Source organism: Flaviflexus sp., from assembly GCF_052087705.1.
Classification (GTDB): domain Bacteria; phylum Actinomycetota; class Actinomycetes; order Actinomycetales; family Actinomycetaceae; genus Flaviflexus; species Flaviflexus ciconiae.
The window spans coordinates 1-12118 of the sequence record NZ_JBQCYC010000007.1 but is presented as its reverse complement, the minus strand read 5'-3'; the positions used below and the strand labels follow the sequence as shown (position 1 = coordinate 12118).

The 12118-nt window shown below is 57.7% G+C and carries 11 protein-coding genes; 3 read left to right on the top strand and 8 right to left on the bottom strand.

What is annotated here, in order from left to right; genetic code table 11:
* Nucleotides 1-77: 77 nt before the first annotated feature.
* Together ACTHUY_RS05035 and ACTHUY_RS05030 are read left to right on the top strand one after the other, a co-directional pair.
* The gene (locus ACTHUY_RS05035) at nt 78-875 is read left to right on the top strand and encodes a trimeric intracellular cation channel family protein (RefSeq protein WP_441654961.1); all 798 of its coding nucleotides are present in this window, start codon (nt 78-80) and stop codon (nt 873-875) included.
* Between the two features lie 177 nt (nt 876-1052).
* The gene (locus tag ACTHUY_RS05030) at nt 1053-2279 is read left to right on the top strand and encodes a winged helix-turn-helix domain-containing protein (RefSeq protein WP_441677911.1); all 1227 of its coding nucleotides are present in this window, start codon (nt 1053-1055) and stop codon (nt 2277-2279) included.
* On the opposite strand, the gene ACTHUY_RS05025 is transcribed toward ACTHUY_RS05030, so the two are convergent.
* Entirely contained in the window at nt 2264-3652 is a 1389-nt protein-coding gene (locus ACTHUY_RS05025; protein ID WP_441675545.1) for a hypothetical protein, read from the bottom strand. The genes ACTHUY_RS05030 and ACTHUY_RS05025 overlap by 16 nt on opposite strands.
* Before the next feature lie 93 nt (nt 3653-3745).
* Between ACTHUY_RS05025 and ACTHUY_RS05020 the strand changes: the two genes are divergently transcribed.
* Entirely contained in the window at nt 3746-4276 is a 531-nt protein-coding gene (locus tag ACTHUY_RS05020) for a dihydrofolate reductase family protein (RefSeq protein WP_441675547.1), read from the top strand.
* 178 nt (nt 4277-4454) lie between these two features.
* Here the strand turns inward: ACTHUY_RS05020 and ACTHUY_RS05015 are convergent, their stop codons facing one another.
* The 7 genes from ACTHUY_RS05015 to ACTHUY_RS04985 all read right to left on the bottom strand — a co-directional run.
* A complete protein-coding gene (locus ACTHUY_RS05015) occupies nt 4455-5507 on the bottom strand; it encodes an aldo/keto reductase (RefSeq protein WP_441654957.1) in 1053 nt (350 codons plus the stop codon).
* A gap of 151 nt (nt 5508-5658) precedes the next feature.
* Nucleotides 5659-6177, bottom strand: coding sequence for an O-acetyl-ADP-ribose deacetylase (locus ACTHUY_RS05010; RefSeq protein ID WP_441654956.1), 519 nt, complete (start codon nt 6175-6177; stop codon nt 5659-5661).
* A 258-nt stretch (nt 6178-6435) separates the two neighbouring features.
* Entirely contained in the window at nt 6436-8169 is a 1734-nt protein-coding gene (locus ACTHUY_RS05005) for a carbohydrate-binding domain-containing protein (RefSeq protein ID WP_441654955.1), read from the bottom strand.
* Entirely contained in the window at nt 8166-8921 is a 756-nt protein-coding gene (locus ACTHUY_RS05000) for a VTC domain-containing protein (RefSeq protein ID WP_441654954.1), read from the bottom strand. The genes ACTHUY_RS05005 and ACTHUY_RS05000 overlap by 4 nt, the downstream gene beginning before the upstream one ends.
* Nucleotides 8918-9508, bottom strand: a complete 591-nt coding sequence (locus ACTHUY_RS04995) for a DUF4956 domain-containing protein (protein WP_441677909.1) — start codon at nt 9506-9508, stop codon at nt 8918-8920. The genes ACTHUY_RS05000 and ACTHUY_RS04995 overlap by 4 nt, the downstream gene beginning before the upstream one ends.
* A 383-nt stretch (nt 9509-9891) precedes the next feature.
* The gene (locus ACTHUY_RS04990; protein WP_441654952.1) at nt 9892-10593 is read right to left on the bottom strand and encodes a response regulator transcription factor; all 702 of its coding nucleotides are present in this window, start codon (nt 10591-10593) and stop codon (nt 9892-9894) included.
* Between the two features lie 11 nt (nt 10594-10604).
* Nucleotides 10605-12118, bottom strand: a 1514-nt coding sequence (locus ACTHUY_RS04985) for a histidine kinase (RefSeq protein ID WP_441677907.1), incomplete at its 5' end; no start/stop codon positions are given.

The window sequence follows — 12118 nt, the reverse complement described above, 5'->3', positions numbered from 1 at the left end:
GATGGGACACCTTTCTTTCTTAAACTTAGGTGGGCCATTTTCCGGCTCGTCCATGATCTTTCGACAAGGAGTTAGGCGTGCTCTTAACTGTCCTCTTCATCATCGGCATCACGGCCGAGGCGATGACAGGTGCCCTGGCTGCCGGTCGACAGAAAATGGACCTGTTCGGTGTCACCATGGTGGCGTGCGTGACGGCTCTCGGTGGCGGCTCGGTCCGAGACATGTTGCTTGGCCACTATCCGCTCGTCTGGGTGGAGAACCCGCACTACCTGGTTATCGTTGCGGCGGCCGCGATCATCACTGTCTTCACATCGTCACTCATGAAGTACTTCCGGGTGCTGTTCCTCGTGCTCGACTCGGTCGGCCTGTCCGTCTTCACCGTGTTCGGCGTGCGAGTGGCGTTAGAGATGGGCCACGGACTTGTTGTTGCCCTCGTTGCCGCTCTCATTACGGGGATTATGGGCGGAATTTTGCGCGACATTCTGTGTAACCGCATCCCCCTTGTTTTCCACAAGGAGCTCTACGCTTCCGTTGTTCCCCCGGGTGTATTCGTGTATCTGGGCCTTCGAGAACTCGGTGTCCACGAGGACATCACGATCATCAGTTCACTACTGACCGTCTTCATCCTTCGTATCCTCGCCATCTACTTCAAGCTTTCCCTGCCGGTCTTTGACTACCAGGAGAAGGAATACAAGCGTCAAGAACGCACGAGGCTCTGGCACTTCCCGAGGGCCGCTAAGCCCATTTCCTACAACTTCACGAATACCCTGAAGAACAAGGCCAAGAAAAAGAAGGCCGAAAAGGAAAAGAAGGGCAAGAGCCTCGCTGAAGAGATCATCGAGATTGAGGACGCTGAGAACCGCCCAGACGAATAGTCTGGACTCGTGCCCCTCACAGGCATGCACACGGTGTTTCGAGCATGTGGCTCAGCCTGTAGATTTCACCTAAGAGCCTCAGACCGACTGATCGAGACGAGCCCCCGCCACACAATTCGGATAACGCGAGCACGACAGGGTCAGCACAGGCGTGACAGGGCCAGCAAAGGAGTAGTCGTGAGGAAACTGAGTATTGCCCAGGCCCGCCGGATAGCTATCCGCGCCCAGCATCTCGACCGAACAAAGCCCGCGAAGACCCGTGCCGATGTTGCGAACATGGTGGACCGCATGGGAGTGCTCCAGATCGACACGGTCAATATCCTGACCCGCGCCCACTACCTGCCCCTCTATTCCCGTTTCGGTCCCTACGACACGTCACTGCTTGACGAAGCTGGCACGAAGCCGCCTCGTCTTATCCACGAACAGTGGGGCCACGAAGCCAGTTTCGTCCCACCTAGAACGCATCGCCTACTTGCCGGGTTTGGGAGGCGATGGGGGTCGGGTTATGCACTCGATGAACATCCGGGAGCGGCTCCCCTGAAAGAACGGGTTGTTGAAAGGATCGCCAAGTCCCCCGCCACTTCCCAGCAGGTCTCGACCTGGCTCCAAGGCCAGGTGCTCACACCGGCTGAAACGGAGCTTATTAAGGGCGGAATGAGGGGCCTGTGGTCGCGTAACTCAGTGAAGGTTGTTCTAGAGAACCTCTACGACGAGGACGTCCTAGCAAGTGCTGGTCGCACCCACCACTTCCACCGAATCTACGGCCTCACAGAAAAGACCCTTCACCCGTCTGTAGCAAACCTGCCTCCCTCTCCGCGGGAGGAGGCAATCAGGGAACTCACCAAAATCTCTCTCGACAAGGTCGGGATCGGTAATCCCGCCACGATTGCGGACTTCTTCCGGCTCCGGCAGCTCGACGTTCGGCCCGTCCTCGACGACCTAGTGAAAGCCGACAAGGCGGAGTGGGTGGAGGTGCCAGGAATGAAAGACGCAATCATTCCAACATCGACCGCCATTCCACGTTCCGTGGAAGGCACGACCTTCCTTTCGCCCTTTGATCCCCTGATTTTTGAACGCGATAGGGCACTCGCACTGTTCGGACTGCACTATCGGATCGGGATCTACACTCCCGTCAATCAAAGAACCCGCGGCTACTACTCCCTGCCGCTCCTCCAAGACGCGACAATCCCCGCACGCGTCGACCTGGCATTCAACCGCAAAACACAGACTCTCCAAGTCACCGGGGCTTGGTACGAGCCCGGCTACGAACTCGAAAGCACCGACCGGGCACTCGGCAGTGAGCTGGAGCGCATGGCGGGGTGGCTGGGAGCCACTCGCATCACCGTCACCGATGACGCACCCGGAGAAGCCATTAACGGAATCAAATCTCAGTTAAATAGCTGATCCTCAGGACCCTCGTTACCACCCAGCGCAGTTTCATCATCTTCCAGGTTCTCACCATGTCGATTAGAGACCCGCTCCCAGAGGAGATCACCGACGTTTGATTGCTCCCAGATTTCTGACTCCCCAACGAAGATTCCTTCGCCGTTCAACCAGAAGGTTTCCCCGGGGCCCCAGCCAGCGATCATGCTTGCGTTGTCCCCAACGTCTATTGCCCGTGTCGCTGAGGTGAGGTAACCGCGGACGGAAAGCTTCACGCCATCCCCCTCGCGGGCAACATTACGCCAGTTCGGGATAATCCACGTCACATCGAGACCGGTAACGCGAAACCAGTCGTGACGCACCTCTGCCGTGATATCGAGCGGGAACCTCTTGCTCAGTTCTGCCCAGTCCTCAGCATTCTCGATAACAAGTACCCGCTTCTCGGGCACAGTCAGTTCCCTTATCTCGGCACGAGTAGAGATGGGACCGTCCTCGGTGCAAGAGAAAGCCGCAGGATCCCCATCCACCGTTTCCCCGTTACTTACCAACAGGCCCCGGGGCGGTGTCGACCACCAGTGACCGCTCCAGTTCGCAGTCGGATCATCCGGTCGTTCCCTTGTTGCGCTCTCGGTCCTTGCCACCGTTGATTTCAGCCATGCGTCAAGAACCTGTTCGGATGGCTTCACAACGCATTGGCTATCGATTTCGTCAATCAGCCATGTCGCGGCAAGTTCTACTCCCCCACCTGCCAGCATCTCGAAATCGAGACCCAGCAATTCAAGCATTTCTTCTGAATCACGGAGCGCATCAGCCACAACAGGATCGGAAAGGATGATGTCGATCATGTCGGGTTCTTGCCAGTACCGTGCCGAGATAACGGACTCCGCGAGCGCCTGGACGAGATCGCTCATCGGGATTTTTTCCTCGCCAAGACGTTTCGAGGCTTCTCGAATGAGCACGGCAACTTTCGCCGAGGTCACGAGGTCACGTACCGGAGGAACACCTTCCTTCCAGTGAGGTACCGGGTTGAAGCTCTGACCGGAAGTATACCCGGCGGCAGGAGCATGGGCAGCCCATCCTGGTTTAAGTCCGAAGCGGAAAGAGCCGGACCTGTGCCAGGGGCCTCTCGAGCGTGCCATCCACTTCTTCCGGATCCTCCCAATGAGCCTGCCAGTGTTGCCTTTTCTCTTCGATGCACCTGCCTCCTCCCCAGTCCATTCGAAGGTTGCTACCGCGTGAGAGCCATCATCTCTTGTAAGCCGGATACTCAGGTCCCACATGGCAGAGACGAGCGAATTCTCGTTGTACTCGCCGTTTTCCCGTTGTTCAGCGCGAGCAAGGAGCTCATAGAGGAAGCGGCGGCCTCGCGGTCCGTTAACAAGCCTGGATGTCATGGAGCCGCCTTGCTCTTCTCGTACATAGCTGGGAGTGAAGAAAGTTTAGCCCAAGCCTATAGAACGTTCTTGCATCAGGAGTAGGGTCGGGTAATGACGGTCCATTACTACACTTCATCCAGCCTCGACGGTTTCATCGCAACCGCCGATCATTCTCTGGGCTGGCTGCTCAAGCAGGATTTCGATGAAGACGGCCCCATGAACTACACCGAGTTCATGAAAGATATCGGGGTTCTCGTCATGGGGTCCTCAACATACGAATGGCTTCTCGCCGAGAGTGAGTCATGGCCGTACGAACAACCGGCCTTCGTTCTCACGAGCCGAGAACTCCCTGTTCCCACCGGTTCCAATATTCGCTTCCGCCAGGGCAACGTCCGCGACCTTTTCGACGAAATTGTCACGGTAGCGAACGGCAAGGACGCCTGGGTCATGGGTGGTGGCGATCTTGCCGGGCAGTTTGCCGACGAGAACCTCCTCGACGAGGTATGGGTGCAGTTCGCACCGGCCACCCTCGGCTCCGGTCAGCCCCTGTTGCCGCGAGCACTCGACGTGGAACTTCTCGAGGTCGCTCAGAACCGGGGGTTCGTGTGTGGGCACTACCGGGTGCTCAAGTCAGAAAACTGACGCACCAACTCCAATACCGACGTAACGTTGAAAACATGTCGAAGGTCGCCCCAAAACCAGCACGAGTCGTCTATCGAAGCGCCACCTCTGCGGTTCATATACTTCACCCGTGGCTACGGGATGTCTCCTGAAGCCACGGGTGAATGAATGAGCTTGGCAAGAGCCGAGACGCGCTTACTTAGCGGGAAGCGGTAGCTCCCCACCACTGGTTGATACCGGAGTTGACCGCATGCTCGTCGATTGCCGACAGTTCCTCGTCTGTGAAGTCGAGATTCTTCACGGATTTCACGGTGTCTTCCAGCTGCTCGACCGAGGAGGCACCGATGAGTGCGGTGGTGAGTGAGACCTTGCCCTGGTCGCGAAGAACCCACGCCACCGCCATCTGAGCCAGGGTCTGCCCGCGGCCCTCAGCAATGTCGTTGAGGGCCCGCACGTGGTCGAGGGTTTCCTCGGTGAAGAAGTCTTCGTTGACCTTGCCCGACGCGAGGCGGGAACCTTCGGGTACGCCGTTCAGGTACTTGTCGGTAAGGATGCCCTGGGCCATGGCCGAGAAGCCAATCACTCCCATGCCCTCTTCAGCGGCCGCTTCCAGGAGCGAGGGCTTCCCTTCTTCAATCCAGCGGTTGAGCATCGAGTAGGAGGGCTGGTGGATCGCGAGAGGAGTGCCGAGATCCCTCATGATCGCGGCTGCTTCCTTCGTGGCCTCTGCCGAGTATGACGAGATACCAGCATAGAGCGCCTTGCCGGAGGTCACTGCCTGGTGGAGTGCCAGCATCGACTCCTCAACGGGAGTATCCGGGTCGGGGCGGTGGTGGTAGAAGATATCGACGTGATCGGTTCCGAGCCTTTGCAGGGACTCATCGAGCGAGGTCAGCAAGTATTTTCGGGAGCCACCAAAGCCGTGCGGACCGTCCCACATGTTCCATCCTGCCTTGGTGGAGAGGATGAGCTCGTGACGGAAGGGCGCCAGGTCCTTCGTGAGGATCCTGCCGAAGTTCTCCTCGGCACTTCCTGCGGGCGGACCGTAATTGTTGGCAAGGTCGAAGTGGAACACCCCAAGATCGAAGGCTTTACGGGCAATGTCCCGCTGGGTCTGGAACGGGCGATCATCACCGAAGTTGTGCCACAGTCCCAGGGCAATGGCGGGGAGCTGAAGACCGGTGTCTCCGCAGTGACGGAACGGGATCTCGTCGTATCGATTGGGCGAGGGCTGGTATGGAATATGGCTCATGGCACCATAATTCCACGGATCCTCTCCCCCAGCATCACACAACAGATTCCTACCAGATAGGAGTCAGGTTCCGACCCGGGCAGAGTCTCAGCATTCATCTAACCGACCTACGCAAACTCGTAAATCAGCCCAGCCGATGAAAAAGTCGAGACTATCCGACTGTGAGACCAAGCTTCTCGGCTTCAGTCCGCAGAACATTGACCATGTCGTCACTGAACGCCGCGAAGACTATCTTCTCCACATCCGTTTCTTGCGCCGAGGTTGTTTCCAATGCAGCCGCCGCGGCGTCCTCTACCGGCCATCCATAAACTCCTGCACTGATGATGGGAGAGGCAATGCTCTTCACCCCAAGCTCATCAGCAACTTCGAGGGAGCGCCGATAGCAGGACACGAGGAGGCTACGGTCCGTTTGACCTGCGGAATAGTTCGGCCCAACCGTATGGATGACCCAGGTTGAGGGCATCTTTCCGGCCGTTGTCCATCCAGCATCCCCGGTCGCAAGTCCGTCCGGGAAGCGCTTAATACAGTCCTCAAGAATCTCGGGGCCACCAGCACGGTGAATGGCGCCGTCAACGCCTCCCCCACCTCTCATGCGGTTGTTTGCCGCGTTGACGACAGCATCGACGTCGAGCGTGGTGATGTCTGCGCGGACAATCTCTATCTGTGCCATGGTCAGCCTTCCTCTCTCGCTCTCGTTCCCCGTGAAGTACAACTGGGGATTCGAGCGCCATAGATGCGTGATCTCTGTTTGCTCATCCTAATGGCGCAGACTGAGCGCCGCGGGACCCCGCGAGAATGAAAGGCCCCGGTCATTTGTGCATTGCCTTGTGGGGCTAGAGGCCTGACCGGAGATCTATCGCACCCAATCTAGTCAAAGGACGGATGTATTCAATCCCTATTCCAACAGGCTGGTTGCGATGGTTTACTTTCAGATTGTTGAAGCGTCAGTCTCCTCGGACTGTGCCGAACTGGATGACTGGTCTTCTTCCTGTTCATCGGTTGGGGACTGCGGGAACTGGCGGTCCTGCATCTCACCCGGTCCGCTTGGCATTTGACCACCACCAGGCATCTGGCCTCCGCCACCGCCCGGCATCTGACCATCACCTCCCGGCATCTGGCCGCCTCCCACGCCGTTCATGCCGCCTTCACCGGCAGTGACGGTTCCGACCTGGGTGCCGTCGACGGTAACGATGTAGGACTGTCCCATTTCCATTCCGTCCACGGAGAGGACTGCGTTCTCGGTGGCCTTTTGGACGGTGAAGGAAAAGAGTTCCTCGCCGTCTGTCGAAGTTACTGCAACGGCCTGGCCCCGGGTTGCGTTAACCGTTGCACTCACCCAGCCCTGAGCTGAGTCAGCACTTGGCGTTGCCGCCATGCCGGCAGCTCCGCCTGCGAAGAGGGTTCCTCCGCTGATCGTGAAGGTGGAGGCCACGTCAATTGCTCCATTGCCGGAGTTGGTCGGACCCTCCACGATCAGGGTTCCGCCTGTCATGTCCGCGACGCCGTTGGAGTCGAAGCCGTCACCACCAGCATCAAGGTGGATCTCGCCGCCACTGATGTAAACCTCGACGCCTTCGGATACCGCCATGGGGTTCATGGAATCCGTGCTGTCACCCGTGGAGCCGTTGATGCCATCATCGGTGGATGTCACATCGACCGTGCCACCGTAAACGGCAACGATCGTTCCTTCGAGACCCTCGTAGCTTTGCGCAATGGTGAGCTCATCCGTGTCGATTGCCAGGACACCATCAGCGTGTATACCGTCATCGGTTGCGCTGATGTTGACGGTGGAGGGACCGACAAGGATTGTTTGCGCATTGGCACCGTCTTCATCGGACTGGATGTTGAGCGTTCCGCCGAGGAGCGCAATGTAGCCAACGGTCGCGTCATCAGTATTGTCGGCCTTAAGGGCATGCCCACCGGAGGTAACGTTCATGGAACCTCCCTGGACGGCGAGATAGTCCTTGCCGCGAATGCCATCATCGACTGCCTCTACTTCGATGGTTCCGGACTCGATAACGAGGCCGTCCTTGGAGGAGATCCCGTCGTTGTACTGGCCTATGACCGTGAGCGTCCCTTCTCCGGTGATCGACAGATCGGAGGCACTAAACAGGGTAGCGTTTGGAGCATTGTCGCTCGTATCGGAGTAGGTCTCCGAGTCGGTGAGCGTGTTCTCGCTACCGTCGGCAAGGCTGATCGTGACTTCGTCACCGGACGTAACCGCGAGCGCAGATCCGTCTGTTGCAGAAATATCGACTCCATCAAGAATGATCGTGATCTTCTCAGTATCCGTCACGGCAACCGTGACGGTTCCGCTGTACTCACCGGTCAGCAGGTACGTACCACCGGCCGCGATGGTGACCGTGCCGTCGCCAACTTCTACGCCATCAACGTCTTCCTTCACCCTGGTGCCGTCGAGGGTGAGTGTCGTTGCGGAATCAGCATCGACCTCGTCGACGGAATGCGCTTCCTTGAGGGAGGCCATGGCGTCATCAATGCTAGCGGGAAGGTCGGCTGAGATCGTCGATCCGCTTGTGGTTGTTCCGGCCGAGGAGGTGGCTTCCGCACCCGCACTTCCACCTTCTTCTGCGGTAGAGGATGAGCAGGCGGCTAGGAGGACGGCGAGCGATGCTGCGGTCATGGTTTTCACCAGGTTGTTCATGAGTTCTTACTTCCAATCAGTTGTCGTAGTGTTCTGCTCCATTTCTCGGGTGGCAGGCCGGGCACTGTCGCCGCCATGCCAACCCCGTACTTGGACATCTTGAGGGCACGGTGTCCGTGACGGTGGAGCTGTCGATCAAGGGAGGTGAGCCGGGCACCGGCTTTGGTTTCGATGATCGCGAAACGATCAAGGATGACGTGACCGGTGGGTGATTCGCAGACAAGGTTGAAATCGATCGTGGCCCTGGCATTTCCTTCCGCCATGAGAACCGTTGACCTCCGGTAGGAAGTGCGCAGGCTCGGCCGGAGCTCTTCCACCCGGCAGAGCACTCCCGCTCCCGCGAGGACCTGGGAGATAAAGGAGTGCGCTTCTTCGGCGGGTTCGGTGCCACACCAGGGGCGACGCACCTTGTGCGTCATTCCCCGACCGTCTTTCCACTTCACCTCAAGGAACTCATCCCCACTTTCGTACCTCCTGGTCCGCACCTTGTAGCGGCGCCTGCGGCACCGCCCCGCGCGGTGATAGGACTCAAAGTCCGGGGTATCGAAGTACGTTGACACGTACTGTGTCGATCTCGCCCCGGCGACATCGAGCACGGACGGTCCCGGCACTGAGGCAATAATCTCGGGGATGTCATCCGCTCGAACAAGGTACTTCCGGTCGACTCGAATAAGCCGTTCCGCGAAAGTATTCAGCTCGTCGAGCCCAATAGCGGGCAGGGCAGCCGACCATTCCAGATCCACGGCGGTCATGCCACGACTCCGACACTCTGGTGTGCGGAGCCTTCCTTGATTTGTACGCGAACGGTTGTCGAGTCCTTGACGAAATCGATTTCTTCGATGGAGACGTCGACAATCCGTCCGGAGCAAAACGATGCAACATAGTCACGTAGCTCCCCCTCATCAGCAATCGCCCGGTCAAGAACCATGGAGCGGCGGCGTACGGGGTAGAGATGACGGGAGTCAACAATTGCGATAACAATGAGGATCAGCGCAATGAGCCCAATCTGCTTCGGCGAGACATCGGCAAGGCCGGCGATCAGGCCGATGGCGAGAGCCGCGAAGTAATAGGCGACCTCCCGCTGAGTCAGCTCTTCGGAGCGGAGACGAATAATCGAGAGGACACCAAACAGCCCTAGCCCGAGACCCGCCGCCACAGCGGATGCTGCGAGAGTATCGGCCACCGCAAGGACGCCAATGTTTACCGTCATGTACGCCAGTGCCATATCCGCGCGTCGGTGCCTCGGGAAGTAAATCCCGAACACCAGGATGGTGATGGCGACAATGTCAACGGCAATGGGCAAGTATTCGTTCACGGCGTTCTCCTCGTGATCAGTCAATGTTTCTGACTTATTGACCCACCACCACCTGGGACGAGACCGCACCTCAGCTGAGAATAAACTGAAAATTTGACCCCGAGTAAACCGCATCACACTACGGAAAAGTCCGACCTACCAACCTGCCAGAACCACAAAAATGAGGCTCGACACTCACCTCGCCAACCACCCCAAAGAAGCCCACTTCCACAGGTCAGAGGTCTGTTCAGCACCTATTGCCGTGAGCGAAACTGTTCACCTTTTGTTCACTTTTCGAAGGCCGCTAGCAAGTCTGACCTTGCCCCATTCTTGGAACGAAAACTCAAAATGAGAACCCCGCTAGACGCCCAGGATTCATTCAGTGAGTATTCAGATTAGGAGCGTTGAAGCCGCAGTCGCGCCATAGGTTAGCCGCCGCGGGTGAAGTCCGGATATCCGGGAGCAAGGCTAGCGAGAGTGATCGTGACTGCGATAAGAACGCGGTTGTCGACACCAAGCTTCTGCTGAATTGACGCGAGATGAGTCTTCACGGTCGAAAGCGACACGAACAGAGAGTCCGCGATCTCCGTATTCGATTGACCTGCCGCGGCCAGCTTGGCGATGTCGCGCTCGCGGGCCGTGAGGGACAGGAATTGCTTGGCAGCGTTAACGACTTCCGGTTTTGTTGCCCAGACACGAATGAACTCAACGAGTTGACGGGACGTTCTGGGTGAGAGCGCACCCTCCCCCATGGCAACGTTCTTGACGGCGCCAACAAGCTCTTTCGGGCCCTCGGTTTTCAAGAGGAAACCGTTCGCTCCTGCTTCTGCAGCACGGACCGGTTCATTTTCCGAATCGAAGGTCGTGAGAACAATGACCTCGGGAGGGTTCGGCAGGGACCGGATCCTCCGGGTGGCTTCAATCCCGTCCATCTTCGGCATCCGAATGTCCATGAGGATCACGTCGGGACTGTAGGCATGGACGGCGTCGATTGCCGCTAGCCCGTTGTTTGCTTTGCCAACAACCTCGATCTCACCGACACTTCCGACCTTGAAGATTGTTTCGATGGCATCGAGCATGAGTGGCTCGTCGTCGACGAGGAGGAGCTTGATGGGGCGGTCACCATTCACAAGGACCGATTCTACTCGGCTGCACTCCCCTTCTCCCACGGAAGCCAAGCATCAACCCTGAACTCGCCATCTTCTTCGGTGACAAGAACCCACCCGCCCATGGCAAGGGCCCGTTCCCTGATTCCGGTCAAGCCGCCGACTCTAGCTCCACCCTCACGAGTTGTTAGAGCAGATTCACCGCTTTGCGGTACAGATGTAGACGATGCTGAATCCTGAGGATCGTGTGGAGTGAGTGCAAAACCATCGGCGGGACCAGAGTTCAAACCCGCTCCTTTCACACCTCCAGTGACGGGATTCGCTACGGAGATGTTGAGTCCCTGGCCGGGGCCACCCTTAACTTTGACGCGAACGATCTCGCCCGGGGCATGCTTGATTGCGTTGGTCAGTAACTCCTGCACAATCCGATAGGTTGACTTCGTGAGTAGCCCTAAGGCTTTTTCCGGATCGGTCACGAACACGGAAGACGAGACTGGGTGGCCGGCTCCGAGGACGTTCTCGATGACATCGGCCAGGTCTGTCATCTCGTAGTTGTCATAATCGAAAGTGTCGGTCCGTTTAGCAGGATTCCTCATGACGTGAACAAGGCCCCGGAGTTCATCCACGGCCTGCTGGGCTTCCTGCCTTACCTGAACCGCTTTGTCTTTCAGCTCATCATCTTGCGCCAACATCTCCAATACACCTGCGTGGAGTGAGACGAGGGAGAGCCTGTGTCCGACAGTATCGTGAATATCCCGGGCCATGATTTCCCGTTCTTCCTTGCGGCTCAGCTCGTACTCCATTTCCTCCGAAGCCCGAGATCTTTCCTCCAGCTCTTCGGAAGTTTGTTCGAGCCGCACCGAGGTCTCCTCAAGTCGCTCCGATGTCTGGCCAAGCTGGTGCTCTTTCTCCTCAAGCTGCACGTCTCTCTGCTTGAGTTGCCCAACCTGCTCAAAGAGTCTTCCTTCGGTTTCCTCTAAAGCATCTCGTAAGGCCTCCCAGTAGCCGAGGCCGATGGGTAGCAGGAAGGTAATGAGGAATATTGAGATAAGGGACGTGATGCTTATCGGACCCCCACCATCGGTGTCATCCACGTTCATAAGGCTGCGAAGGATTGACGTGTCCGCTGATTGACCCAGCAGATCCCTCGCCATGGTCACGATCAGGCTAACTCCGTAGAACCCCGACATGTAGATGCCATCTTTGGCGGGCTGGGTGCGGATATATCTGGGAAGCACAATGGCAAGTACCGGGCCTACCGGGAAGACAAGTTGGAGCGCTGCAAGGATATGCCCTGTCCTGCGAGGATTCTGCCTGCGTTGCGTGAAGAGATAGCAGGCGTAGATGGCCGCTGCCATAGCGATGACGGAATAGAACGTGCCGACCCCATTGAGCCAACCGTTCGGGTGCCGTTCTTCAACTCCCACCAAGTAGAAGGCGGGAGCTCCGATTGTCATGAACCAGGCAATGGGAATGAGGACAAAGCTCTTGACCCAGCCCAACCGGCTACGGGGCCCCAGATCCTTCGCACCACTATTCATGAAGCCAT

Excerpts from the sequence above, each read along its gene's own strand:
- ACTHUY_RS05025 (WP_441675545.1), bottom strand. The coding sequence starts at position 3,652 with ATGACATCCAGGCTTGTTAACGGACCGCGAGGCCGCCGCTTCCTCTAT.
- ACTHUY_RS05020 (WP_441675547.1), top strand. The coding sequence starts at position 3,746 with ATGACGGTCCATTACTACACTTCATCCAGCCTCGACGGTTTCATCGCA.
- ACTHUY_RS05015 (WP_441654957.1), bottom strand. The coding sequence starts at position 5,507 with ATGAGCCATATTCCATACCAGCCCTCGCCCAATCGATACGACGAGATC.
- ACTHUY_RS05010 (WP_441654956.1), bottom strand. The coding sequence starts at position 6,177 with ATGGCACAGATAGAGATTGTCCGCGCAGACATCACCACGCTCGACGTC.
- ACTHUY_RS05005 (WP_441654955.1), bottom strand. The coding sequence starts at position 8,169 with ATGAACAACCTGGTGAAAACCATGACCGCAGCATCGCTCGCCGTCCTC.
- ACTHUY_RS05000 (WP_441654954.1), bottom strand. The coding sequence starts at position 8,921 with ATGACCGCCGTGGATCTGGAATGGTCGGCTGCCCTGCCCGCTATTGGG.